The following is a 25,212-nucleotide window of genomic DNA, read 5'->3' on the forward strand; positions in this document are numbered from 1 at the left end:
AATAAGTATTTTTAAACGCAAATATTCCTACGCTTTTGTCTTCTGATTTTGCTTTTTAGGCGGTAATGGTGAGAAATAACCGATTAACAAAATCAGTATAGCAACACCAATGAAGGCCAATGCTCTAAGTAATCCACTACTTAACGATGTATCAATTAAGAAGAGTTTAGCGATGACAACTGCTAATAACCCACCTCCAATAAACCAACTTGAACGTGATTTTTTGCGTGTTGCCATCATCATCGTCACTACTGCAGTAATTGCCCAGATAATAGCTAATACTGTTTGGATCACTTTAGAGTTAATGATCTCATACATTGTCCAGTCAATATCAGTAATAAAGGCTAATCCTCTTAATAAAATTCCATTAGCCCACCAGAAAATCATCGCGGGAATAATATAATTGTATAATGGAAAATTATTTTGTAATAGCTGTTGATATTTAGGAGACTGTTTCATTACTAAAATAAATTTATAGCCAACCCATATTCCAACAATTCCCATGAGATCCATCAAATTTAAAAGTGGTATAAATTTAACACCACTTTCAGTACCATTATTCATATTGGCAAAAATTAAAGAAAGAGCTAGTAAAGCTAAAACAGGTACTGTTATTACTAAATAAGTATTTAGATACGCTTTAATCCAATTAACTTTCATAACAAGTATAGTGCTTATTGCTATATATAAGCTTATGGAAAAAATAACACTGGCAAAATGCAGGCTTACATAAAGATAAGTAGTATCAATTAGCCAAATTATTTCAGTGAATAAGAACAAACCAATAAAAACAAGATGCATAACATGAATTAATGCTTTATTTAACCTTTGTGTAGGCAATAATGTATTAACCTTAAGTAAATAGAAGCCACTCGCAAATATTGCTATCCATACAATGGTACTTAACCAATTGTCAATTAATGATCCAGCTTGGAAAATGTACACTAACATAATCAGTGCTGACATTGGCCACAATAAAACAGAGCAACTCGCTAATTCAGAGAATTGTGTTTTTTTACCTACAAAATACATTCCCCAGCAACTAATAAGAATAAAAGCAAAAGTAATGGCTTTCGCACTCGGAGAGAACCAATATTCGCCATACTCTTGTAAAGTAAATACGCAATATCCCCAACTCACCGCAGCAATAAATAGAGTTACATATCCAATAGTACGGTTATCGATATTAATAAATTTAGCTCGATACCACAGTATCGCCACTGCAAATACAACAATCATTTGTGTTATAAACATTAGCCAATCACTTAACGAAATAACACGCATGTTAAATAGTAGAACAAAGGAAATAGCAACTAAAATAGTCCCGGCAATAGCTGGTTTCTTTTGTTGCTGTAAAACAGAAAACGCAAGGATCATAACGCCTTCAATTGCCCATACCATAGATGTCCATTCAGCAGAGAAAGCAAATGGTACGGCTAAAGTAGCAAATGTGGCTGATAGCATAAAGAAAGCAATAGCCAGTAATTTACCCTCTTCGCGATAGCGTTTAAGGACAAACCAACTCAATGCAAAATAGGCTAATCCATAAAGAGATGAAGCAATAGCAACACCGTATTCCCAATCTGATGCTAATCGGTGTTGGAAGATAAAACCAATTAATGGTGTACCGAATAATAATGTGGCATCAAAAGAAATATTGAGTCTCAGCTTATTTTTTAATGTTGAAAGTTCCGTTGCAACACCAAAAATCAACCAATTTGCAATTAAAAATAGCTGGCAAGGTAAATAATCGGCATGAGCGTAATTTGGTATTGCCCATATAAAACCGATACCAAAAGTAAAAACAAAACCAATAAGATTTAATAAACGCCAAACTTGCCAATGGCTAATAATAAGAATGCCAATGGAAAGAATAAGATAATAGCTAAACAATGCAATATAATTACCACTACCTGTAGACAATAAAACAGGTGCTAAATAACCACCTAATGAAGCTAATACCGCTAAACTAATTGCTCGATGAAGAACAGCTAAAATAACACTGACTATACAAATAAACACCATAATGGCTAACGCGATGCCAATAGGAATAAAATCATAAATTTTGGTCGCTGCAAAAATTGTGATATACAGCCCACCAATTCCGCCTCCTTGCAAAATAAGTGCATACATCAGATTTTTCTTTCTAAGCCACCAGCCGAGACCTAATAAGACCAAGCATCCTGTTCCAGCCATCATTAAACGTGTTGATGCTGAGACAAGCTCATTTTCAATACTGTATTTAAGTAAATAAGATAGACCAAAAAAGAGTAATAACATCCCTATTTTAGCTAACGGATTTCCTGTTACTACCCAATTCCAAATAAGTCCCAAAATCGATTTTTGTTGACGTTTTGGGCGAGGATTTAAAGCGGGTCTATATTGTGATGCGGGTCTGGCTTGAGCTATTGTTGTACCTAAATTATCAGTTTGAGCGCCAGATTGATTAGATCTCGCTACATTCACACTATTCTCTGGTAGTGGGGTGGGCGATATTTCATTTGGTGTGTTTTTTGGCTCGTTTTGATAACGATGGGCAAAACGACTCGTTGAAATTTTAGGTTGGTAAGGTTTTGGTTCCGGCTTAGAGCAGGTTGACTTATTGGTGTGTGGATCTTCCACATTAAGTGCTTTGCTAATAGAAGCATCTGCGATCGGGGGGTGTTCTTTAGGAGAAACTTTATCAAATGTCGTTTCTCTTGATACTTGTGCTTGTTGATAAACAGCTGGCTCTTTATTTTCAACCTTATTTTGTATTTCTTCTGTTTTGTTAATGAATGTACTTGTTTTAGGCTGATAATTTGATGCAGTTGATTTTGGCTCCCTTTTTATTTCACACGATAAATCGCCTATTTCATTTTTATTATCATCAAGCTCTGCACTCTCATTTGCAGAGCTATTTTTATTTAAAAACTTAAGTAATTTAGCTTGTTGTTCGGTAAGCTTTTCTTCAAGTTGCTTAATTCGATACAACAATGAATGAGTGTTTGTATAGGTATGATATTGCCAATACAAAGATACCACGACAAATATCGTAACAATGAGCGTCAGAAAATCATCCATCAACCTAATCCTTTTGCATAATACACCATGTAATTTAGTCTCTTAACCTTAGTTATACTTTAATTTTCACAGATTTATCTTAGTTTATTCCTAAATAATCAAATTCAAGAACTCTTGATTTAAACCTAGCACACAATTTCAAAAAAAAGGTATGATCTATCAACTCCCTTAATCTTCCATTTGTACTAAAAAACACACTCATAATATGAAATTAAATGACGAATTAACTAACGCAATTGCTTCTGTAACAGAAGCAGCGGCCATTGCAGCCATGCCTTGGATCGGAAAACAAAATAAAAACGCAGCAGATGATGCCGCCGTAAGTGCCATGAGAGCACGTTTAAATAGCTTAAATATCAATGGTGAAATCGTTATTGGTGAAGGCGAAATAGATGAAGCACCGATGCTTTATATCGGTGAACAAGTCGGTAATGGAAAAGGTGAAAAAATAGAAATTGCTGTTGATCCTATTGATGGTACTCGCATGGTAGCAACGGGTGAAAACAATTCTCTAGCTATTTTAGCTGCAGGTTTTGAAGGCAGTTTTCTACAAGCTCCCGATATGTATATGGAAAAATTAATTGTCGGTAAACAAGCTGCTGGTGTCATTGATCTGAACCACTGCCTAGAATATAACCTTGATGCTATTGCACAAACACTAAATAAATCACTTGAGCGACTTACGTTAGCTATTTTAGACAAACCTCGCCACCACGATATTATTAACGACCTTCGTTCCAAAGGGATCAATGTGATTACACTACCTGATGGTGATGTTCTTGCTTCTTTATATGCCACAATGCCAAATAATAGTATTGATGTTATGTACGGTATTGGCGGAGCTCCTGAAGGTGTTATTAGTGCTGCGATAGCTAAAGCACTTGGTGGTGATATGCAAGCTCGTCTGATTACACGTGACATCGCAAAAGGAAATACTGCAGAAAATAGAGAGTTTGCTGTCAGTGAAATTGCTCGCTGTCATAAAATGGGAACCGATGTAAATATCAAATTATCACTAGATACATTAGTTCGTAATCAAGATGTGATGTTTGCAGCAACCGCCATTACGGCAGGTGATCTTTTATCTGGTGTTAACCAACAATCCCAATATCTACAAACACATTCTTTAGTGATTAATGGTTCAACACATTCACTACGTTATATTGAAAATTACCATTTACGTTAATTTTTCAGTTTATCTCCTGCTCCTTGAGACATAAAAATGCGGCACTCGATTAAGGTGCCGCTAAATACTTCAAGGGGTATGTTTATTGTTATTTATTCGAACTCAGATTTAAGCCAATAAATTTGCTGGATTATCAACACATAACTTTTTGATAATAGAGTTATCAATGCCACGTTGAGCTAATAATGAAAGGAAGACATTCGGAACAAATCCCCAGCCATTCCCCCCATTTTTTGCCCACATTTGTTTTAAAAACACATCATGGCTTAATACAATTTGGCTACCATAACCTCTTTCAATTAAGGTTGCGACAGCTTCAACAGTATCCATAACACTTGGCGCAGCCCCTTCTTTAGGGAAAGAGATATCAAGGCCAATCATATCAAACTCAAGCCAAACACCGCGATCAAGCATTTTGCATTGATAATCAATATCTTTACCCGATGGATCAGAATGTGCTAATGAAATTTTTGCAGGGTTACAGCCCATTTCAGATAACAGAATATCTAAAACTTCATCACCACGACGTTGCCAGCCTGGCATATGAATATTCATAGAAGCATAAGGATTATTATTTTGAGCAATTGCCGCTGCACGTAAGCTATTTTTCTCACCGTCAGTAAAGAAAGGAGAAACCCCAATCTCACCAATCATTCCTGCTCGAATATCTGTACCATCAATGCCTACATTTAACTCGTCATCAATAATCTTTGCCATTGCCTCGATATCATCAGCAAGACGTTGACCTTCAAACTTTTCAATATAAAGCCCTGAAGAAGCAACAACATTGATCCCTGTTATTTCTGCAACTTGTCTTAGCTTTCTAATATCACGCCCAATAGATGAAGATCCCGTTGCATCAACGATCGTTCTGCCACCTAATTCTTTAAAGTTATTTAATTCAAAAATAACATCATCAATTGGTTTTTTATCCATATTATCGCAACAACAATAAGGATCGTATTTAAGCCCCCATTGAATATCGGCACTGACTTTTTTATCAACTAATACATGTGAGAATTCATAAAAAGGTTCATCAACAACACCAGAGAGATCATTAAACAGGTGTTCATGAGGTAATGTCAGTCCCATATCTTCTTTTTTAACTGGGCCTGTTACAGTTTGAATATAACCTTTCATCATGTTACTCCTATGCTTTCGCTGGCTTAGCGGCTCTGAATTCTGGGATTGTGGTTACAATCGCGCCCACTAACGCAAATAATGTACCGATGATTGTCACTAAATAAACGGTATTACCTAATGATGGTAATAACAGATCAATTAAGACAGAACCTAATAACTGACCCGCTGTAGATGCGACACCTAACATCAACAAGCCTAAACCGCGAACTAAAATAGCCATTAACGCGATAGACATCAGTCCTAAAGGACCGCCTAAATACATCCACCATGTTCCTGGTAATTCAAGTGTGATATGACCTAATGCCATACGAACAATTAAAGCAATCGTTAAAACAGTAAAGCCAACAATAAAGTTCCAAGTGATAGACACCATCATAGAACCTGTTGCTTCTGCGACTTTAGAGTTACCTGCTGGCTGCCAACCGGCTAATAGACCTGCAAGGAAAGGTAAGATTGCTAAATAAATGAATGAAGTTGAATGCCATTGCGGAGAAACAACAAATAGAGTTGCAACAACGGCTAACACTGCACCTAATACACGATATGGCGTGAAATATTTTTTCTCATCCACACCCACACCAAAACGGTCACATAACAAGCCAGATAATAACAGTGCTGAAATTAATGCTGTTTGGAAAGTAGCAATCCCCAATGCACTTGCAGAAGCGCCTTCAGAGAAAACAACCATCGCCCCACAAAGACCCGCAAACCAGTTCCATAATGGGATTTTGCGTGTTTTAATTAAACTTGGAATTGATGCGAATTGCTGACGGTACTGTTTTTTCGACATTATGATAAAAAACATTACCACTAAACCACTAGCAAAAGAGATAACCGCACTGGCGTTACCATCTTTTAAAACGTGTCCTAGCTGCCCATTCACCGCAGATTGCATTGGTGATAGCATACCTGCTAACACGGTTGCTAACATCAGCAAGGGTGTTGATAAATTTTTTGTACTCATAAGATGTTCCTTTTGGATTATTGGCTATGAGTGATTTCTTTTTTTATTTTTCAAGTAATCGGTTTTTTTATTAGCACAGAGCCGCAACCCTGCGCCTTTTTACTTTTTATGACAGTTATTCTGAATTCAAATTAACGTGCAATTTGCTTAAGAATATTGACCCACATATCCGCATAATGAGGCCATGCTAAAAACTCTTTACTTCCCCAGTGAGGAGAGCAGTCACTCATAAAGCAACCTGTTTTTCCTTTTTCGAATTGACCAAATACCAGCAATGGATCTTCACCAATATTTAATACGGTTTCTGTGTTTTCTTTAGCTGATACTTTGTTATAGCCAAGGAACATCGGCCATTCACCAAAGCCTTTTACCGATGCATGTGCTGCATTTACTGCATTTGCAAATACGCCTTCAGGTGCTTCAACACGATCGTCACCATCTAGCATTTCAACAGGCAGAACTTCTGCAAGTAATGTATTTTTGTAGTTTGCTTTAGCTTCAATACCCATAAATGACAAGTAACCACCAATCATTAATAAGCCACCGCCATTCGCTACAAACTCTTTAATTAATCCCAATGCATTAGGAATAACTTTCATGTTGTAGAAAGTATCGTTTTGCAGAAGGAACGTATTTGCACCAATATCACTTATGACAATGACATCGTATTTAGCCAATGCTTCTGCTGTTTGTGGAAAAGCAACCTGAACGGTATGAGCAGGCATATAATCGACTTCAACACCTTTCTCTCTTAAGCAACTTAATAAGAACGTAGAGCCTTCTTCATATTTGCTGGAAGTAAAGCTGTCGTAGCCTTTAGAGTGGATCATATGAATGTGCCATGACTCACCAATAAATAAGATTTTCATTTTTATTCCTCTTTCAAAAAAGATTATTTATTCAGGGGATTGGGTGACAATCTGTGAATATGTTGTTTGATTGATGCGATGCATGACATTAATATCTTCAGGCATTTCTGAAGCATTACTCGTCTCAACAGCTAATGATGAAAAAGCTGATGCATAGCGTAACGCATAAGAAAACTGCTTTCCTTTTGCCAATGAGGCCGCGAGCGCGCCATTAAAAGCGTCACCTGCCCCTGCGGTATTCTTTACCACTGCCGGATATGCCGGAGAGTAAATATACTTATATCCGTCATAAGCTAACGAACCTTTACTACCTAGCGTAATAACCACCTTATTTACGCCTTGTTGATAAATAGAAACTGCCGCATTTTTTGCAGATCCTAAGTCTAGAACTTCTATTCCAGATAATAAACTCGCTTCCGTTTCATTAGGTGTTAATACATCTATCATAGGAAGTAATTCATTAACTATTTTGTTATAAGGCGCTGGATTAAGAATAATAGGAATATTATTTTCATTTCCAATAGCAATGATTTCTTTTAATGCTTCAATGTTTGTTTCTAACTGTAATAAAATAATATCTGCATCAATAATTTTATCTTTCTGTATTTTTACTTCATCTGCAGAGATATCCATGTTAGCACCAGAATAAATAGAAATAATATTCTCTCCACTCTCTTCCGAAACAAAAATAGACGCAGTTCCTGTTTGGTAATTTTCAGTTTGATATATCGTTGATGTTTTTATTCTTGATGACGATATAAAATTAACTGCATAATCACTAAATTGATCAGTACCAATCTTCGTAATAAAATGTACTTGTGCATCGGCATAACTCGCTGCCAATGCTTGGTTACAGCCTTTGCCTCCTGGTGAGAAGATAAATTTATTTGATAATAAGGATTCCCCGGCTTCTGGCAATCTAGGCAAATAGCTAATCATATCAACATTAAATGAACCCAGTACGCACACCTTATTTATTGCTGTTTTATTTGCTAAATCGTTTTTGTCAATTTGATCATTACATTCTAGAAATTGTATAATTTCTTTCTTAGCGACTTTATCTAATGTCTCAAATTCTATAAAAGCGCCACCATGGCATCTTTTTATAATTCCTTTTTCAGCTAATGTATTTAAATCTGATCGTATTGTTTCTTTGGTAACATCAAGTTCTTTAGCCAAAACAGAAACTTTTACTGCACCATTACCTTTTATCAGATTAATTATTTTTTTATGACGCTCTGCTTTCATTTAATGTTACCTCTATGGCAACAACTTTAGTTTATTAGTTGTTATGGGATTGTGATTACAATCATATGTTATTTATTAAAAGCAAAAAAAAGCAGAAATACAAAAATAAAAAGCAAAAAGAAACAGAAATAAATAACGATAAACGTAAGATTATTTAATAAATAAATTAATATCTTGTTTCTTTTTAAGAAAAAACAAATGCGACAAATAATTCATTTTTAATTTATCTATCATAAGTAAATTTAATACTATATTTTTCTTATTGGCTATGGATGGTAATATGAATTAAAATAGAAAAATAAAAATTACTTTTTAAGATAAGTAGTTACGAAAAATTAATTTTATCTTTATACAAAAAAACAGTAATAATGCTTAAATTAAATACAATTTAATTGAATCGAGCAATGCATTAATTATTTTTATCATCATTATTTTCACAACATTCTTATAATAAAGAAAACTTAATCATTACATAGGCTGAAAAACCGTACTCTCTCTATAAGTTAGCGTCATTTAGTTAAGAAATACAAAAGCAATGCCCAAAACACGCTCAATATTCATCTTTCATTTTTGTGATCTTGATTACATTAAGTCAGATAACGAAGTTCTTTTTTAGGGGAAATAAAACTCATTTTTTGAATTTATCTTTTTTCTAGCGATTTTTATCAAAAAAATCCATTATGCTTTGTCTATTTAATACATCATTTAGTCAAACTTTAATTTTGTTTTGTAAATCAAAAAGAAATTTTATTTTTTTCATTAACTATCAATGAAGACTATTTGTTTTTTACACGCTCATTTTAAAGTGATTATCACTAGAATAAGAATAAAAGTAGATAATAAGATTAAAAAAATAAATAATCACAATATTTATTGCTGATTAATTTTGTCAGTTAACCTTTTCATCAGAAACATTTTGTCATACTTCTTTCCTCGCACTTCATCTATTTTATGCCTAAATTTATACATACAGTCAGACACAACATAAACTCCTGACAAAAAGTACAACGTAAAATAAGGATATATAAATGAAAATAAAATCACTTATCGCAATCTCATTATTAAGCGCTAGCTTTTCTCTTTTTGCCGCTGAGAATTCAACATCATCCACAAATATGGAAGCTCAAGGTGTTATTCAAGCTCAAAAAGAACTGAATAACTATGAGAAACTCATGATAGAAAAAGTCTGGGTAACGACTGATGCAATTGATGAAAAAGGCAATAAAACAGACGCAGATAATGCCCAAGTAAGTAATTATTTTGGCCTTGCTGAATATTATCCTAATGGTACTTTTATTATGTTTACACCGGAAGGTAAACAGAAAATGCAAGGTGATTGGTCTATGTCAGATGATGGCAAGATACGTACCTTAGTTGCTAAAGACACTGAAGGTAAGACGTTGTTTACCCGTGATGTAGAAAATATCACGATTAAAAATGATGAATATACTTATCGTATTTATCCAAATGCAGAAGATCGCAACACCTATTTCGATATTGTACATCATATTAAAAAATAAATTTAATACGTTGTTTTGCCTGCCAACAAATCCCTCATAAACAAGAAAAGGGCTATTTTGTAGAAACAAAGTAGCCCTTATTTTATGGTTATAGCTTACATCTCAAGTAACTACTTGAATAATGCTAAACACCAAAATTAACCAACTAAATTAAAGCAATGTTTGTGATTTCCCTTCAACCCAATAGATTACTTTATGTGCTTCTTCTGGTGTTGGAACTTCCAATTTACTTAACATACGATCCATTACTTTAATAGGTACAACTTCATTCCTTGCATTATTTTGCTTTTGCCATTGAGTATAAGGCACTTCAATGTAAACCAGTGTTATTTTTGCATTATAACGATAAAACAAAGAGATCAGCTGATCCCGCATTTTTCTTGTAATATTAGTAGCATTCCAAACAAAAGTTTTATGCTCTCGTAAATAAACTCGAGCTTGCTCTTTTGCTTGTTGTGCTATCCAACCATTAGCATCTCGATTATCAGGTTTAATATTATGTTGGCGACGTAGTTCATCTAGACTCACGATAGGAATATCTGCACAATATTGGCGAATATAGGTATCTTTTCCCATCCCAGGTAACCCACAAAGTACAGTGACATCACTTCCTTTTTCAGGATAAGGCTCATAATTAAAATCAGCACTATTCTCTGTATGAAAATAATGAAAACAGGCTTTATTTGAAGAGAACGGAGCAGGTTTGCGCCAACAATTTAACTCTTCACAATAAAGTGTAAATAACGTAATTTTGTCAAAAAGTCCCTCTTTATCATCACAATCTCGTCCTAAAACATCCGCCTTAGCCAGTAAGGCTAGCAAATAACAATCCACTCTTAACGATGCTGCAAGTAATGCTTTTTTAGGATCGGGCTTATCCATTACCCACAAAGGCAATCCATGAAAGCGAACTAAAGCTGCAATTTGCTCTCTATCAGCAAAATTTAACGGTACTTTCTCAAAAAGAAAACGACGAGTTGTTAATTCACCTTTACGCGCATGACCTGGAGAAATAATACGCCCTTCTTCTTCTCGTGTTGTAGAACGTTTTTCTACATCATGAAGGAGTGCCGAGATCCATAAAATTTGTTGTTCTCTTTCTGTCAGAGTTCCATATTCAGGTAATGATTTAACTGAATTGATTACTCTTTGTGTATGTATCGCCACATCACCTTCTGCATGATGAATGGGGTCCTGTATAACCCCCGCCATATCACTAATTTCATCATACAGTTCACAAAGGTGCTCCCATGACATCTCAGTGTGTAATTTCTTATGAAGCATCATTGAAATCCCTGTATTTTTTCCCAGATTAACGGAGCACGTCGCCAGTTTTTTTTCCAATGGGCATCCGTTTTTACATGATCTTTTCTGACATATTTAAAAACACGATGAGAGAAATCATTTAAAGAAAATGACTGTATATCTCGTGTCACAATACCTTCCATTGGGCTTGGTTTTTGCGTTAAAACATCTTGAGATTGAAAAAAACTTGCCTGTTTGGCTTGTGAAACAATCATATTTTCAAACTCTGTTTTATCCTGACATTCAGGCAGTTTAATCTCTGGCACAGTAGGAAGATCAAATAAAGAAGCATAAAACTGCACTTCTTCCCAACTTAGCCATTTATCTTTATAACGAACTGCAAACACATAGAAATATTCTTCTAAGTGTGCATATTCAATAGAATGAATGGCATATAGATTTTCACCAAAAATATCTAATTCACCTAAATCGTTTTTCATCATTTGCCAACGTTGACGCAATTGAGATGTCCATGCCGATTGCGTTGGTGTGGCATGAGACCGCGCAAAAACCCCCATTTTATTTAGGCAATTATTTTCTCCATCCAACTTTTCTGTATGGATAAGATGTTTTATTTGGCAAATATCCTGCCACCATTGCGCATTTATACGATCGTCGTTTGTTGTGCCTGGTGAAAAAGGATAGTGATAGGTTCTATCATATTTTTGTGATTGATTATTCATTATTTTGTACTCATTAAGTAACAGAGGTTCTACCAAATTTAAATAGTTATTCGGTAAGTGAATTTTCTGTTTCTGCACCATGACTTCAGTGCCTTAATGTGTATTACATAACTACAACCTAAATAATCAAAAGTGAGAGGAAATAAATCTAGAGGGATATTACCTGTAAGTTTAAAAAAGAGCTAGATATTTAATCTTCAAATTTATTTGTCTTTCTGTATTAGTAAAGACTTGAAAAGAGGCTAATCATAACGTTTATTGAGGATAAAGAATTACATTTTCAGAATTAATTAAATTTTCAGGAAAAATAAGTGGAATATCTGAAATAAACGGCATATCTAATATTTGAGTTCCAGTTGAAATAGATACCCCCGCCTTTAGCCATGCATCAGCAACTAATTCTGTACAATAAACGCCTTGCTTAGGATAAATACTAAAGTTCTCCCCCACGCGATTTAATGCAATTTTTACGGCATTGCTTCTAGCTTCTTCGCTTCCTTTTACTTGATAAAAGCGAACAGTGTTAGGTTTTGCTCGACTAATAAAGAAGTCTATATTATCAATGGTAACTCCATCTTTTATATCCATATTCTCACTTGGTGTTGAATGGATCACTTTAATACCATTATCCGAAATCCATACCATTCCTACGTGACTAAATCCACTTCTATCGACTTGCTTAATTATTTCACTAATCGCTTCATCACCTTCTCGAAAAATTAAATCACCATTTTTTAAATCAAGAGGCAAAGCGAGCGCATAAAATGAACTCGCTAAAAATAAAGATAAAATAGTAAAGGCACGGATCATCACTTGAAATTAACTTTCCATTTACCATCAACATTAATCATCTCTTGTGCTTGAGTTTTTTCCACACCATCTTTTAATGTAGTTTTTAATGTCACAATTGCACTATTTTTATCTTCACTATATTCAACGCTGATAATTTCAACTTTGCTCAGGCCACCTTGCTTTTTAACTTGCTTACCGGTTTCCTCTACAATCATTTTAAACTTATTATTAAATTGTTCAGCTCTTGGATCTCCTTGCATTTCGCTTAAATGAATTAATGAAATAACTTTATCACCATTCCCTGCAGCAACCGCTTCAACAAATGCAACGGCCGCCTGCCCCGGATCATCTGTTTTATCACTACATGCTGATAGTGTTATTATTACAAATATTAAAAATAGGGATCCCATGACTTTTTTTAACATAATTTATCCTTACCTTAGCATGCCATTTTTCAACCAATGAAACTTATACAAAATATATCTAATATTAAGATATAAGATAGTTAATATATTACTTAATAATTAACTCAATAATGAACAATATTTTAACTTTTCCTCTGATAAATTATACGTGATAAAAATAAATTTCGGCATATTTTTATGTCATTATTTACTTTAAAAAAGAAAGTAATTTAAAATACTTTTAACTATTCATAAAAGGAGTATTTTAAACTCTTACAAATAACTGGCTAGTTATAGCATAAAACAACTTATCTTTATTATAAATCAATAAATTAAATTGACATCATTCTATCCATCTATCTAATTTTATTTTCTTTTTAATGACACTATTAAGAATAGAGATTAGAATACTAAGCATCATTATTTTGGAGAGTTCTTAAAAAGAAAATTATTCTCTATTTACTATGGTAATTACTTTAATTAGAACTAAATGTAATTCTCCCTAATTTATCCACTTAACCAGCATCATTTATATTAATATTTTATGAAGTGCATCAATCAATACAATAATAACAATATTACAACATTAGGTTATGTTAAAAAACAATTCTATTTGTTTTCACTCTATATTTCCTCGTATTAGTCCCTATTGTTTGAGCTAATTGCCTATAACACATCACTCATAAATACAAACAAACACTAGAAAAATTGTGATCAATTACACCTTTTTGCATCATTAATCCTATTTAAGACAAATAGAAACTGCTTTTTTATCAACAAATAGGTAATCTAGCTGTCTGATTTTGATGACCAAACATGAATAGTTAAAAGGATATTTTATGTTTACTTCACAGCTCATGCTGGTCGGTTACGTGTTATTGGTAAGCCCTTGTGGAAATGATTCTTGCGATGCCGTTCCTGTTACAGAAACTATTTATACTAAAGATGAATGCACCACTCGGCTTAACTACTTAAAACAAAAAAGACCTGACCTTATTATTTTCTGTGGAGAAGTCTTAAGAGATCCTGATGTTACTGATGAAAATCCTTATCTCACACCACCAAACAGTACAGATGATGTTTTCCAAATTAAGTAGTTAACCTATTCTTAATTTTATTATCAAGATAAAATACAATTTAATTTGTTTTCTTTTTACGATATACTCTTTGTACTTGAATATGTAAGGACACGTATTAGGAGTCACTAATGTCTATTGCGAAACGTACCAAAGACAAGCGCATTGCGTTAGGTTTAACACAATCAGAACTTGCTACTTTAGCAAATACAACACAACAATCTATCGAACAACTAGAAAGTGGTAAAACTAAACGCCCTCGTTTTTTACCTGAATTAGCAAAAGCATTAAATTGTGATTTAGCTTGGCTATTAGAAGGTGAAGAGCAACCTGATATTACTTCTGAAATTCCACCTGAAAATGAATGGCAACCTGTTAGTGAATGGGATAGCAATACCCCTTTAGATGCTGATGAAGTAGAAATCCCCTACTTTAAAAGTATTGAACTTGCAGCTGGTGATGGTTGTTGTACTAACGAAGATCATAACGGATATAAATTGAGATTTTCAAAAAGTACATTACGCCGTTATGGCGCTTCCTCTCAAAATGTCATTTGTTTTTCTGTTTATGGGGATAGCATGTCACCCGTTATCCCAAATGGATCAACGGTCACTGTTGATACAGGCAACACACGCATTGTTGATGGTGGTATTTATGCTATCGAACAAGATGCCTTATTCAGAATAAAACTGCTTTATCGTCAACCAGGCGGCAAATTAATTATACGTAGCTATAATAAAGACGAATTCCCTGACGAATCAGCAGAAACTGATTCTGTAAAAATTATGGGGCGTATTATCCATTGGTCAGTAATGGCTTGGTAATCAATAATCAAGGCAATAAATTTAACATATTGAATTTTCAGTAATAACTTGTCCTTTAGACAATAAAACCGTTTTATCTGCTAGTGCTCTGATTTCTCGAGGTTCATGAGTAACCATGATCATCGTTATTTCCTTAGATTTTAAGGAATCAATTAAATCCCAAAGCTGATAACGCGTTTCCCAATCCAAACTCGAAAAAGGTTCATCCAGTAGTAAAAGTTTGGGTTGGCTAATAAGAGCTCTTGCCAATGCCACGCGTTGTTGTTCCCCTCCTGAAATTTGATGAGGATAACGTGTAGCAAGACGTTCAATTCCCATCAGATCTAATATCGACCTTTCTCTCTCCTTGCTTCGCTTCTGTTTTGCACCATATTGTGCTAGCCATAAATTTTGGGTTACAGTCATAAATGGAAATAAATAAAGCCGTTGATTTAAATATCGACAAGAACGCAACCACACTGGCTGTGTATTAATATTTTTATTTGCAAGATAGATATCTCCAGAGTACGAAGTGTATCCCGCTATTGCATTTAAAAGTGTTGTTTTACCACTTCCAGATGTACCACTTATTCCTAAGCAAGTTCCTTTCTCTACCTTTAACGAGACGTCTTTTAATATACCCGATGTTAATGAACGAATTTCTAACATGATGTCTTCCTTTCTCGCTGTAAACGGTGCAACGCAAATAATAACGTAATCGCGATAGCGATAAGAACGAGTGCACAACCTATTGCCAAAGTGAAGTCTCCACTGGCGATATTTAGATAAATAGCCATGGGTAACGTCTCTGTTTTTAATCTTGTTGCGCCAGCTAACATTAATGTAGCGCCAAATTCACCTAAGGCTCTAGAAAATGCAATGATGCTTCCACTCATTAAAGCTGGCCAACATAATGGTATTTCAATCAAGAAAAATGTTTTTGTTGGCGTTAATCCTAAATTTTGCGCCGTTTGAATATAAGCGGGATCAACAGACTTAAAGGCAGAAAGGCTATTTCTCATAATAATCGCACTAGCGACATAAGTTTGAGCAATAATAATACCTATAGGTGAAAAAAGAGAACGAGATAATTCAGGAAAAACCCCCGTTAAAGGCCCCTGGTTTCCTAACAATAATAATAATCCGATACCGATAACTAATGGAGGAGTAACCAAAGGTAAATCTAATAACGCATCAATAAAACGATGTCCTTTAAAAGGAATTCTTGCCATTGCCCATGCAGCAGGTACACCTAAGATAATTGCTAAGCATAAAGACGTTAATGCCGTACTAAGTGACATACCAATAGCAAAATGAAATTCAGGATCAGTAATGACTTGTATAAGCTCAACATATGAAAGTTGGCATATTAATGCGATTAGTGATCCTAAGATCAGAAATAACAATAAAAAAAGTGGAATTAATGCCCAACGAAACACGTTATTTCCTTTTTTAAAAATAAAACTTATTTTGCTGTAATAATGAAAAAAGCCACCAGTGAGTTGGTGGCGAAAAAACACAATTTATGTGAGAAAAAATCTATGGTTTCGAAATTACAGGAAGAAAACCATAATCAGTAAAAGCTTTTATTCCCTCTGCGCGTGTAAAATAATCAGCAAGTAATTGAGCTTCTTTGGGATTTGCTGATGTTTTTAAAACCGCCAAAGTTGCTACTTCTTCAGGGTTACCTTCAGGCACTGGAAGTAAAATCAATTTATCTTGGTTTTTCATTGCATCTGCGTATCCAATAATGGCGGCATCCACTTCGCCATTAAGTAAATACATTAATAATTGTTTAATCGTTGCTGTGCGTACAATTACTTTGTCGCGTAATTTATCACCTTGACCTGATGCATCAATAAGTTGTTCACCACTTTTTCCTAATGCTATAGCTTTAGCATCACCCATACCTAGCTTTAATGAACTATTCGCAAGATCTTCTAGCGTTTTAATATCGCCCACTTTATCTTTGCGTACAGCAATTACGGGAATATGGCGAACAATAGAATATTGGTTAACAACCTGCCCTTCTTTATCTAACTTTTCCACGTAATCTTGTGAGCCAGGAAAAAATAAATCTCCCTGCTTAGTTAAATTAAAACGTGTTAATATTTGACCTGAACCGCCATATTCAATAGTGACTTTATTTCCAGTTTCTTTTTCAAATACAGTAACAACTTGTTCTACTGGTTGTTTTAAACCAGCACCAGCATAAAGATGAAGTTCAGTTGCCAGTGTATTATGACAAATTAATCCTAGTGCTAGCCCTAAACTAGCGAGTAATTGGCGTTTCATAAAATAGGTAACCCTAACCATCGTTATATAATTTTTTATATAATGAATGATATAAGAGTTTAAGGCAAGAGGCTCATATAAAAAAAGAGAAAAATGTTAACAACTTATCATTTCTACCTTTTTATTTATCTGTGAGTTTTACAAAAGAAGCTGATCAAAATGAACACTTTAATATATTCATTTTTATCAGAAATAAGTAGATTATAAAATGGTAACTCGCCAACAAATCCCCGTCTTCACGAGGATTTAATTATTAGCTTTCCAACTCTAATAGTGCCAAGGCGGTCACTTCATCAATGACAATATCAGTAGCGTAACCTCCTTTTATCACCCCTATTGTTGCTTGAATATTTTCCACACCTCCGGCGATAAAGAGTCGCTGCGGTATTTGTCTTAACTGAGCTAAGCTTATTCCCATTATCCTAAGGTCAATATCAGAAACCAAAGGATTGCCTTGCGCATCATAAAAGCGTCCGCAAATCACCCCTACAGCACCCAAATCACGGTATTGCGCCATTTCACCACTGGTTAACACACCAGTTGTCACAAGAGGATTATCATCCAATGTATTACCCACAACAAAAAGTGCCTTATTACATTGATTTAGCGCTGAAAAATTACGTCTAATAATAGGCTCCGCTTGAAGCTCCATTGCTAAACGAGCACTCGAAACGACAGCAGGTACATGTAAATTAATACTGCACCCTGATAATTTATTTGCAATTAACGCAGCCGCTTCTGCCGTTTTAAAATCAGGTTGTGGCGCGACAGCCCCTATCATTTGTAGTACGGTGACATTCTTTAGTGATTTGGGTGGAAGATAATTACCTAACTTATAAATTGTTCGTCCCCAAGCGACACCTAAAATATCATCATCACCCATTATTTGAGAAAGATACATCGCCCCTGCTTTCGCTAGTCTTTCTCTGTTCATATTTAATGTATGTTGCGATTTATTTTTTTCTTCATCAGGTAAAATAAGCACATTATTCAGATCGAATTTTGCTTTTATTCTAATTGCATAATCAATCGTAGAAAATACTGATGAATCTAAGCTAATATTTACGAATCCTTTTTCTCTAGCTAAATGCAAATATTTCACGACTGTGACTCGGGAAACACCCATAATATTTGCAACTTCACTTTGACTGAGTCCGTCCTGATAGTAAAGCCACGCAGCATAGAGAACGGGATCATTATCAAATAAACTCGCGTTCTTTAGCGAATTATTATCCATTTTAAACCCCACAAATTTTTATAAATCTTTTGACTAATTAATTTATTTTATATTAGAGATATTATTGAAGATAAAAATATCTTTGCTTAAATTAAGCCTTATAACACAAATAGATACATTCTATTAATCTACTAATAATATCGGCACCCTGATATTTTTCTTTACTACAAGAACCTCATAATACGTAAAAAGCCCTTAATAATGCCGTAAACGGTTCATAACGAGAAAGTTTTTTTTGAAAATACCGTTTTATTTCGAGAAAAATAAAAATATTAGCTTTAAGTTTTAAAAAGTTTTATTTTGGTAAAATTAAAATCACCCAAACCTTATCATCAATGTTAATAAATAGATTAATATCAAAAGGAAAAGTAATGATAATCGCATACTCAACCGCACCAAATGAAATGATTGCTAATGAAATCGCTCACTATCTCATCAATGCAAAACTGGCTGCCTGTGTAAATCTGATACCCCATGTAAAATCGATTTATCGTTGGAATAACGAAGTTATTGAAGATAGTGAAGTGCTTATGATGATTAAATCCGAAAAAAGCAAACAACACGTTTTAATTGATGCGCTTGCCGAAATACATCCTTATGACACTCCTGAGGTTATTATAATACCGATTGAAAATGGTTTTAAAGGTTATCTTAATTGGATATACCAATCGTTGAATTAAAATAACATTAGCTTTCATAGCAATTTTTTAAATTATTTTTACGGGGGTGATAATAATTTGTAAATAAAAACACATTAGCATCTCAATTCTTAGACAAGTGTAGTCACGTTAATATTAAATATATTTTCTTATTATCAATGAGCATCTTTAAATATTTACATATAAGTAATTATATGCATTCAATCTTTTATAGAAACAATCTTGAATATTATCTTGTTTATAAAAAATCATGAAAAATAACTATTTTATATTTTCATTCTCTATTTTTTAAAAACAGAAGATAAACAGTCTTAAATTCTAATTTAATAAATTTACCAACATCTTATTCTCGTTGTTATCTGCTATACTCAATACGCTTTCTCTAAATTACACATGAAAAGGAGTGAGTTGTGAAAACAAACAGAGTCGCAAGACGTATTTTAGGTTTACCTTATAATTTAAGTCGGTCTAAAAAGAAAGTGCGTTTTTCCATTATTGCCTCTACTGATGCGGAGAACTTACCTACTGAGCTAAAAAATATGGCTCTAGTCTGTTTAAAGCAAGATTTTAGAAAAAAAGCAGAGAATAAACGTATATATATGAAGCTGACAGATGCTTACCCAGAGTATCTTGCGACTAATTAAATTTTTATACGTTAACGCTATTTTATAAATAGTTATTAGACTAATTTATAACTAAATTATTAATAAATAGCATATCCCTTACATTATGTAAGGGATATTAATCTCTTGATTAATTTATTCATCTATAGTTTATAAAGTTCTTTTCTGATATTTATCAGTGCTGATTTTGCTAATTGGAAATTAATTTCTTCAGGTAAACAACTTAATTTAAATGCATTTTGAATATCTCTTATCAGAATTTCGCTACGCCGTAACAATTCATCATAACTAAATTGACCGGATTTAATTGCTAATAATTCATCTCTATTATCACACCAAACTTTTACTTTATTTTCTTGTGCAATACCTAATGCAACATACAACAATCTAAATGTATGCATCATATTTTTACTATCGTAACTTCGACCGTGATCAATATTTTGCTGGTAACGTGCATCATTACGTTGCTCAACCCACCGCCAGTAATCGTTGTATTGCTTACGATATGCGCTATACCCTTCCTTATTAAAACTCAGATAACCCTGTACTTTAGCTTCTTTTGGAATACTGCTTAACAATACATCATTGCTATTCTCTTTTTTAATGATCCCCTGAAAAAGAGAAGTATTATCATAATACATTGCATATAAATCTTGAGCATGAGCCAATTTAGCTAACCCCAGTTGCTCTTGTTTCCAGTGACGGCGATCTAACCAAGAATTAACTTGTATTGTTTTTCCATCTTCAATCACATAACAAAAATCTAGAATAGACTTTAATTGCTTTTCGACTGGATTGACGATCTTTTTATTTAATCCTTGAGATTTCTTAATTTGTCCTTCAGCATAATGAACAAATGTTTGAATGCAGGTTTTAGATAAAAACCACTCTGGCTTTATTAATGACATTAATGGGTGTCGATAAATAATGACTTGTTCTGGTGAATTCAATAATTCTAAAATATTTGGATTCGAAGCACATAACAGTTCAATAAATCGACCAAGTTCATAATAGACTATATCATTGGTTTTATTGCTAACTTGTGGTGTGTACTCCAATCCATAGAAAAGATCTTTAGGGAGGTAAAACACGCCTTTAATATCTGTATCCGATGTTTCTGTCGCAAGATTATGCGAACGGCTTCCTGCAATGCTTTCAAATAAAAGGTAAGGCTTTATGTCTTCAATTGTCAGTTTCATCTAATTTTTTCCTAAACCAATTATTTAAAACATCATTGTCTGGTATTTCTCGCTTTGCTAATTGCACATCTGTTGCCTGCCATAAAAAAAGGATTAGATGTTGCATCGTTTCCGTTGGTATCCAAGTAAAATGCTCATCTTTGTCTGATTTAAACTCCACTAATTCTTTGATAGCTTTTTGTTCTTCGATAGTTAAAATTTTTATCAGCTTATCCAATTCCATAGGCGGAATGTTGCTCGTTTTCACTGTCCAATAAGCGGATAAAAGAGAGCGTAGCATATAGAACCATTTTTTTAATTTTATTGGTTTTGCACTAATCTCATTTTTAGCGTTATTTTCAGGAGAATATCCACTCACAACTTTAGCAATTCCTCTGTAATGATGAACAATCACTTTTGGTTGATAATAGAGTTTTGCAAACTCAAATAACTCTTTTTGAACATTAGGATATTGTTGATAAATTATTGGCGATTGGAGCCACTCTAATAATATACAATTCGATTTACGTAATAAATGTAGAGCTTTAGTAATATCCCAAGCGCCTACATCAAACCAGCTATTTTCTATCCATTCGAAGGTTTCTTTAGGTTTATCAATAGAAAGATAAGCATTGCGAGGCTGTATAAAAATACCTCGTACATCATAATCACTATCTGTTGAGGCAAATCCCCAAGCTCGACTACCACTTTCAGCAACATAGAGTAGTTTTACCTGATACTCTTGCTCTATCTGTGGAAGTTTTTTTAAAATCTCATTATGCATGATGTCCTTATCTCCTATTTGTATTTTTATTTGAATTCTATTATTAACATACTTATGTTAGATTAGACAATCTGTATGAAATTTAATTATGTATTTAGCATGATATACGAATAAATACTTGCTTAATTTTCATAACATATGTAAAAACAATACGACTAAACTTTTACCATTAAGTAATATATTATGCCTATTCTTTATTCATCAGGATTAAGTAATCTAGAAATTTCCATATTAGAATCAAATTATTCAATATCACTCCCTCATGATTATAAATTATTTTTAACAACTTATAATGGTTATAGGATCTCATCACCTGATTATTGTGATTTGCCTTACGATAACGTGGATGATGGCTTTATTACTTTTGATGTTCTTTTCGGTTCAAAGATATTAAGCTTATCTTTATGATTTTTTTATTAATAGATTAAAACTGTCATTAAAATTAACACTTTTACTGAAAAATATATTATTACAAGATTTAAAATTCAAATAATTTTTTTATAAATATACTTTTAGCTAAAAAATATATCACTTCTCCATACTTATTAATAATAAAATAAAGCATAACAACTCAAATAAAAAACATCATACATTGTTATGGTTATTGTCAATATTATAATCATTTATTGTTTGACATTACCCTAAGGTTAAGCCTGACAATACATATTATTATTTGGTTTTTCGTTTAATAAAGCAAAAGTGTAATACGTCAAATTTTAAGGGATTTACTATGCAACACGTCACATTGACTCAACGTCAATCTGTATTATCTTATACACTTGCATTTATATTTATAATAGCAATGATTGCAATAGCGTCATTTTTTGACGATCGTGAAATTATTTTACCCGAGATTGCAGCAATGGCCGTTGCTTTATGGGTGTATCGTGAACAAAACTGGATGCGTCATCCTGAAAAAATCTTTATTTGGCCAACAATTACGGCTTTATTAGGTTTTGGTATTAACTTACTATCAATCCCTTTTACGACAAAATTAATTCTCATCCTTGCAAGTATGTTACTTTTTTTCTTATTATTTCGTTATAGTCTAGCACCTGCATTAGCCACGGGTTTTTACCTATTGTAACTAACGCTACCGAAATATCTTTTATTATCTCTATATTAGTCACAACATTTATTTTAATGTTTCTTGTTATATTTGCTAAATTTAAAATAACACCTGATCGCAATGTCACTCTTCAACCTAAATTAATGGGAATATATGCAGTTATTGTATTAATTAGTATTGGAGTAGCATCTATATTTAATTATGCACATTTAGCCGTTTTACCGCCCATTGCTGTTGTTATATATGAATCGCTATATATGAAAATGTATTCTTTACGTATATTACTAAAACAAACAATAGTATTGACACTACCAGCAACAATTGGAGTACTTCTATATTTCTATGTCGTCAATTGGATTGCCGTTATTTTGCTTACTATGCCTTTAATGTGGTTATTACTTCGTCTTTTTAATATGAGAATTCCGGCTGTCTATGCATTCCCGCTATTAGCTTATGTTTTCTCACAAGAAGCATTACCATTATTGCCCATCGCATCCTTATTAGTTTCATTATTATCACTAGGATTAGTGTTAGGTTATAGAAAAATGCAAGGTACTACGATGCCCATTATGCAACAAAAATAACTGATATCGATTTTGATACTATTTGATAAACAAAAAAGCCACCAGTAACATACTGATGGCTCTTGGTTTTTTAACCTTTATCAACTATTGCTGATAAACGGTATTTTATTCCCACTCAATCGTTGCTGGTGGCTTACCACTGATATCATAGACAACACGGGAAATTCCACCTACTTCATTGATAATGCGATTAGATACACGACCTAGGAAGTCATACGGCAAATGTGCCCAATGCGCAGTCATAAAGTCCACGGTTTCAACCGCACGTAATGAAACAACCCAGTCATATTTACGACCATCACCCATTACACCAACTGAACGCACAGGTAAGAAAACGGTAAATGCTTGGCTTACTTTGTTATATAAGTCAGCTTTATGTAGTTCTTCAATAAAGATAGCATCAGCACGACGCAATAAATCACAGTACTCTTTTTTGATCTCACCTAAAACACGAACCCCTAAACCCGGACCTGGGAATGGATGACGATAAAGCATATCGTAAGGTAAACCTAACTCTAGGCCAATTTTACGCACTTCATCTTTAAACAGCTCTTTTAATGGTTCAACTAAACCCAGTTTCATGTCATCCGGTAAACCACCCACATTATGGTGTGATTTAATCACATGGGCTTTACCTGTTGCTGATGCTGCTGATTCAATAACATCTGGGTAAATAGTACCTTGTGCTAACCATTTAACTTGTGGCTGTTTGAGTGCCTCTTCATCGAAAATCTCAATAAAAGAATGGCCAATGATTTTACGTTTTTTCTCTGGATCACTTTCGCCTTTCAATGCAGTCAAGAAGCGATCTTCTGCTTCAACATGGATAATATTAAGGTCAAATTTGCCTTTAAACATTTCCATCACTTGTTCTGCTTCATTCAGACGCAGTAACCCATTATCAACAAATACGCAGGTTAAACGTTTACCAATTGCACGATTTAATAGTAATGCGGTAACAGAGGAATCAACACCACCTGATAACGCTAAAATAACGTGATCATCACCAATTTGCTCTTTTAAACGAGCAACGGTGTCTTCAATAATTGCAGCCGAAGTCCACAAAGCATCACAGCCACAGATATCTAGCACAAAACGTTTTAAAATCGCTAAACCTTGGTGTGTATGGGTCACTTCTGGGTGGAATTGAACACCATAAAAGCGTTTTTCTTCATTGGCCATAATAGCAAACGGGCAGGTTTCAGTGCTTGCTATTGTGATAAAATCTGAAGGAATAGCAGTGACTTTGTCGCCGTGACTCATCCATACATCTAATAATGGTTTGCCATCTTCACTTACTGAATCTTGAATATCGCGGAATAACGCGCAAGTCTCACGAATTTCAACTTGTGAATAACCAAATTCACGCTCACCAGAAACTTCGACATCGCCACCTAATTGCATCGACATCGTTTGCATACCATAACAAATACCTAATACAGGAACACCGGCATTAAATACGTATTCTGGTGCACGAGGGCTGTTATCTTCTGTCGTACTTTCAGGACCACCAGACAAAATAATACCATTAGGATTAAATTCACGAATTTGCTCTTCGGTTACATCCCATGCCCAGAGTTCACAATAAACACCGATTTCACGAATACGACGAGCAATAAGCTGCGTATACTGTGAACCGAAATCAAGGATAAGAATGCGATGATTATGGATATTTGCTGTCATTTGTGGTGAATTCCAAAACAGATAAAGTCATAAAGTTGAAAGGC

Annotated in this window: 24 protein-coding genes; 8 read left to right on the forward strand and 16 right to left on the reverse strand. The window is 33.9% G+C overall.

The features are described from left to right. Positions 1-27: 27 nt before the first annotated feature. Positions 28-3,063 (reverse strand): DUF2339 domain-containing protein, encoded by a 3,036-nt coding sequence (locus ABN080_RS04885; protein WP_349440504.1) that lies wholly within the window; start codon positions 3,061-3,063, stop codon positions 28-30. A 205-nt stretch (positions 3,064-3,268) separates the two neighbouring features. Here ABN080_RS04885 and glpX point away from each other — a divergent pair, with 205 nt between their 5' ends. Then, on the forward strand, positions 3,269-4,249 hold the full coding sequence (glpX, locus tag ABN080_RS04890) for a class II fructose-bisphosphatase (RefSeq protein WP_349440505.1): 981 nt from the start codon (positions 3,269-3,271) through the stop codon (positions 4,247-4,249). Positions 4,250-4,357: 108 nt separating this feature from the next. On the opposite strand, the gene ABN080_RS04895 is transcribed toward glpX, so the two are convergent. From ABN080_RS04895 to ABN080_RS04910, 4 genes are all read right to left on the reverse strand, one after another. Continuing rightward, positions 4,358-5,389 (reverse strand): phosphotriesterase family protein, encoded by a 1,032-nt coding sequence (locus ABN080_RS04895; protein ID WP_196554092.1) that lies wholly within the window; start codon positions 5,387-5,389, stop codon positions 4,358-4,360. A gap of 10 nt (positions 5,390-5,399) precedes the next feature. Beyond that, positions 5,400-6,356, reverse strand: coding sequence for a DMT family transporter (locus ABN080_RS04900; RefSeq protein ID WP_072068338.1), 957 nt, complete (start codon positions 6,354-6,356; stop codon positions 5,400-5,402). 131 nt (positions 6,357-6,487) lie between these two features. Continuing rightward, positions 6,488-7,225 (reverse strand): glutamine amidotransferase, encoded by a 738-nt coding sequence (locus ABN080_RS04905; RefSeq protein ID WP_196554091.1) that lies wholly within the window; start codon positions 7,223-7,225, stop codon positions 6,488-6,490. A 27-nt stretch (positions 7,226-7,252) separates the two neighbouring features. Next, entirely contained in the window at positions 7,253-8,473 is a 1,221-nt protein-coding gene (locus ABN080_RS04910) for a PfkB family carbohydrate kinase (protein WP_072068340.1), read from the reverse strand. 1,028 nt (positions 8,474-9,501) lie between these two features. Here ABN080_RS04910 and ABN080_RS04915 point away from each other — a divergent pair. Further along, positions 9,502-9,993: a DUF4822 domain-containing protein gene (locus tag ABN080_RS04915; RefSeq protein ID WP_349440506.1), complete on the forward strand. Its 492-nt coding sequence runs from the start codon at positions 9,502-9,504 to the stop codon at positions 9,991-9,993. Between the two features lie 150 nt (positions 9,994-10,143). On the opposite strand, the gene ABN080_RS04920 is transcribed toward ABN080_RS04915, so the two are convergent. The 4 genes from ABN080_RS04920 to ABN080_RS04935 all read right to left on the reverse strand — a co-directional run bounded on the left by ABN080_RS04920 (position 10,144) and on the right by ABN080_RS04935 (position 13,198). Then, positions 10,144-11,280 (reverse strand): AAA family ATPase, encoded by a 1,137-nt coding sequence (locus ABN080_RS04920; protein ID WP_349440507.1) that lies wholly within the window; start codon positions 11,278-11,280, stop codon positions 10,144-10,146. Further along, the gene (locus tag ABN080_RS04925) at positions 11,277-11,981 is read right to left on the reverse strand and encodes an RNA ligase family protein (protein WP_349440658.1); all 705 of its coding nucleotides are present in this window, start codon (positions 11,979-11,981) and stop codon (positions 11,277-11,279) included. Before ABN080_RS04925 ends, ABN080_RS04920 begins: the two co-directional genes overlap by 4 nt. 255 nt (positions 11,982-12,236) lie before the next feature. After that, entirely contained in the window at positions 12,237-12,791 is a 555-nt protein-coding gene (locus ABN080_RS04930) for a YiiX/YebB-like N1pC/P60 family cysteine hydrolase (protein ID WP_349440659.1), read from the reverse strand. Then, positions 12,791-13,198, reverse strand: a complete 408-nt coding sequence (locus tag ABN080_RS04935) for a DUF4878 domain-containing protein (protein ID WP_196554087.1) — start codon at positions 13,196-13,198, stop codon at positions 12,791-12,793. Before ABN080_RS04935 ends, ABN080_RS04930 begins: the two co-directional genes overlap by 1 nt. Before the next feature lie 818 nt (positions 13,199-14,016). Here ABN080_RS04935 and ABN080_RS04940 point away from each other — a divergent pair. Together ABN080_RS04940 and ABN080_RS04945 are read left to right on the forward strand one after the other, a co-directional pair. Then, complete coding sequence (locus ABN080_RS04940; protein WP_196554086.1) at positions 14,017-14,274, forward strand: hypothetical protein; 258 nt, start codon at positions 14,017-14,019, stop codon at positions 14,272-14,274. Positions 14,275-14,384: 110 nt separating this feature from the next. Beyond that, positions 14,385-15,077: an XRE family transcriptional regulator gene (locus tag ABN080_RS04945; protein ID WP_196554085.1), complete on the forward strand. Its 693-nt coding sequence runs from the start codon at positions 14,385-14,387 to the stop codon at positions 15,075-15,077. A 21-nt stretch (positions 15,078-15,098) separates the two neighbouring features. On the opposite strand, the gene ABN080_RS04950 is transcribed toward ABN080_RS04945, so the two are convergent. From ABN080_RS04950 to ABN080_RS04965, 4 genes are all read right to left on the reverse strand, one after another. Next, complete coding sequence (locus ABN080_RS04950; protein ID WP_349440509.1) at positions 15,099-15,725, reverse strand: ABC transporter ATP-binding protein; 627 nt, start codon at positions 15,723-15,725, stop codon at positions 15,099-15,101. Beyond that, entirely contained in the window at positions 15,719-16,495 is a 777-nt protein-coding gene (locus tag ABN080_RS04955) for an ABC transporter permease (RefSeq protein WP_349440510.1), read from the reverse strand. The genes ABN080_RS04950 and ABN080_RS04955 overlap by 7 nt, the downstream gene beginning before the upstream one ends. Positions 16,496-16,595: 100 nt before the next feature. After that, positions 16,596-17,351, reverse strand: coding sequence for a molybdate ABC transporter substrate-binding protein (gene modA / locus ABN080_RS04960; RefSeq protein WP_349440511.1), 756 nt, complete (start codon positions 17,349-17,351; stop codon positions 16,596-16,598). 253 nt (positions 17,352-17,604) lie between these two features. After that, positions 17,605-18,588 carry a sugar-binding transcriptional regulator gene (locus tag ABN080_RS04965; RefSeq protein WP_115349905.1) on the reverse strand — a complete coding sequence of 328 codons (984 nt, stop codon included), beginning with the start codon at positions 18,586-18,588 and terminating at the stop codon, positions 17,605-17,607. 371 nt (positions 18,589-18,959) lie between these two features. On the opposite strand from ABN080_RS04965, the gene cutA reads away from it, so the two are divergent. Both cutA and sra read left to right on the forward strand, forming a co-directional pair. Then, positions 18,960-19,268, forward strand: a complete 309-nt coding sequence (cutA, locus tag ABN080_RS04970) for a divalent-cation tolerance protein CutA (RefSeq protein ID WP_349440512.1) — start codon at positions 18,960-18,962, stop codon at positions 19,266-19,268. A 389-nt stretch (positions 19,269-19,657) separates the two neighbouring features. Then, on the forward strand, positions 19,658-19,891 hold the full coding sequence (sra, locus tag ABN080_RS04975) for a stationary-phase-induced ribosome-associated protein (protein WP_196554080.1): 234 nt from the start codon (positions 19,658-19,660) through the stop codon (positions 19,889-19,891). A 122-nt stretch (positions 19,892-20,013) separates the two neighbouring features. Here sra and ABN080_RS04980 read toward each other — a convergent pair whose 3' ends face one another. Both ABN080_RS04980 and ABN080_RS04985 read right to left on the reverse strand, forming a co-directional pair. Next, complete coding sequence (locus ABN080_RS04980; protein WP_349440513.1) at positions 20,014-21,069, reverse strand: DNA polymerase beta superfamily protein; 1,056 nt, start codon at positions 21,067-21,069, stop codon at positions 20,014-20,016. Next, positions 21,053-21,832 (reverse strand): nucleotidyltransferase domain-containing protein, encoded by a 780-nt coding sequence (locus ABN080_RS04985; RefSeq protein WP_349440514.1) that lies wholly within the window; start codon positions 21,830-21,832, stop codon positions 21,053-21,055. The genes ABN080_RS04980 and ABN080_RS04985 overlap by 17 nt, the downstream gene beginning before the upstream one ends. Positions 21,833-22,562: 730 nt before the next feature. Here ABN080_RS04985 and ABN080_RS04990 point away from each other — a divergent pair. Beyond that, on the forward strand, positions 22,563-22,919 hold the full coding sequence (locus tag ABN080_RS04990; protein ID WP_349440515.1) for a hypothetical protein: 357 nt from the start codon (positions 22,563-22,565) through the stop codon (positions 22,917-22,919). 239 nt (positions 22,920-23,158) lie between these two features. Further along, the gene (locus ABN080_RS04995) at positions 23,159-23,485 is read left to right on the forward strand and encodes a hypothetical protein (protein WP_349440516.1); all 327 of its coding nucleotides are present in this window, start codon (positions 23,159-23,161) and stop codon (positions 23,483-23,485) included. Positions 23,486-23,590: 105 nt separating this feature from the next. Here the strand turns inward: ABN080_RS04995 and guaA are convergent, their stop codons facing one another. After that, on the reverse strand, positions 23,591-25,168 hold the full coding sequence (gene guaA, locus ABN080_RS05000) for a glutamine-hydrolyzing GMP synthase (RefSeq protein WP_196554075.1): 1,578 nt from the start codon (positions 25,166-25,168) through the stop codon (positions 23,591-23,593). Positions 25,169-25,212 lie beyond the last annotated feature (44 nt).

It is taken from the genome of Proteus sp. fly-1089 (assembly GCF_040138965.1).
GTDB classification, from domain to species: Bacteria; Pseudomonadota; Gammaproteobacteria; order Enterobacterales; family Enterobacteriaceae; genus Proteus; species Proteus vulgaris_B.

Excerpts from the sequence above, each read along its gene's own strand:
- ABN080_RS04945 (WP_196554085.1), top strand. The coding sequence starts at position 14,385 with ATGTCTATTGCGAAACGTACCAAAGACAAGCGCATTGCGTTAGGTTTA.
- cutA (WP_349440512.1), top strand. The coding sequence starts at position 18,960 with ATGATAATCGCATACTCAACCGCACCAAATGAAATGATTGCTAATGAA.
- ABN080_RS04895 (WP_196554092.1), bottom strand. The coding sequence starts at position 5,389 with ATGAAAGGTTATATTCAAACTGTAACAGGCCCAGTTAAAAAAGAAGAT.
- ABN080_RS04930 (WP_349440659.1), bottom strand. The coding sequence starts at position 12,791 with ATGATCCGTGCCTTTACTATTTTATCTTTATTTTTAGCGAGTTCATTT.
- ABN080_RS04905 (WP_196554091.1), bottom strand. The coding sequence starts at position 7,225 with ATGAAAATCTTATTTATTGGTGAGTCATGGCACATTCATATGATCCAC.
- ABN080_RS04885 (WP_349440504.1), bottom strand. The coding sequence starts at position 3,063 with ATGGATGATTTTCTGACGCTCATTGTTACGATATTTGTCGTGGTATCT.
- ABN080_RS04940 (WP_196554086.1), top strand. The coding sequence starts at position 14,017 with ATGTTTACTTCACAGCTCATGCTGGTCGGTTACGTGTTATTGGTAAGC.
- ABN080_RS04910 (WP_072068340.1), bottom strand. The coding sequence starts at position 8,473 with ATGAAAGCAGAGCGTCATAAAAAAATAATTAATCTGATAAAAGGTAAT.
- ABN080_RS04950 (WP_349440509.1), bottom strand. The coding sequence starts at position 15,725 with ATGTTAGAAATTCGTTCATTAACATCGGGTATATTAAAAGACGTCTCG.
- modA (WP_349440511.1), bottom strand. The coding sequence starts at position 17,351 with ATGAAACGCCAATTACTCGCTAGTTTAGGGCTAGCACTAGGATTAATT.
- ABN080_RS04900 (WP_072068338.1), bottom strand. The coding sequence starts at position 6,356 with ATGAGTACAAAAAATTTATCAACACCCTTGCTGATGTTAGCAACCGTG.
- guaA (WP_196554075.1), bottom strand. The coding sequence starts at position 25,168 with ATGACAGCAAATATCCATAATCATCGCATTCTTATCCTTGATTTCGGT.
- ABN080_RS04985 (WP_349440514.1), bottom strand. The coding sequence starts at position 21,832 with ATGCATAATGAGATTTTAAAAAAACTTCCACAGATAGAGCAAGAGTAT.
- ABN080_RS04935 (WP_196554087.1), bottom strand. The coding sequence starts at position 13,198 with ATGTTAAAAAAAGTCATGGGATCCCTATTTTTAATATTTGTAATAATA.
- ABN080_RS04915 (WP_349440506.1), top strand. The coding sequence starts at position 9,502 with ATGAAAATAAAATCACTTATCGCAATCTCATTATTAAGCGCTAGCTTT.
- ABN080_RS04965 (WP_115349905.1), bottom strand. The coding sequence starts at position 18,588 with ATGGATAATAATTCGCTAAAGAACGCGAGTTTATTTGATAATGATCCC.
- ABN080_RS04920 (WP_349440507.1), bottom strand. The coding sequence starts at position 11,280 with ATGATGCTTCATAAGAAATTACACACTGAGATGTCATGGGAGCACCTT.
- ABN080_RS04980 (WP_349440513.1), bottom strand. The coding sequence starts at position 21,069 with ATGAAACTGACAATTGAAGACATAAAGCCTTACCTTTTATTTGAAAGC.
- ABN080_RS04995 (WP_349440516.1), top strand. The coding sequence starts at position 23,159 with ATGAAAATGTATTCTTTACGTATATTACTAAAACAAACAATAGTATTG.
- ABN080_RS04925 (WP_349440658.1), bottom strand. The coding sequence starts at position 11,981 with ATGAATAATCAATCACAAAAATATGATAGAACCTATCACTATCCTTTT.
- ABN080_RS04990 (WP_349440515.1), top strand. The coding sequence starts at position 22,563 with ATGCAACACGTCACATTGACTCAACGTCAATCTGTATTATCTTATACA.
- glpX (WP_349440505.1), top strand. The coding sequence starts at position 3,269 with ATGAAATTAAATGACGAATTAACTAACGCAATTGCTTCTGTAACAGAA.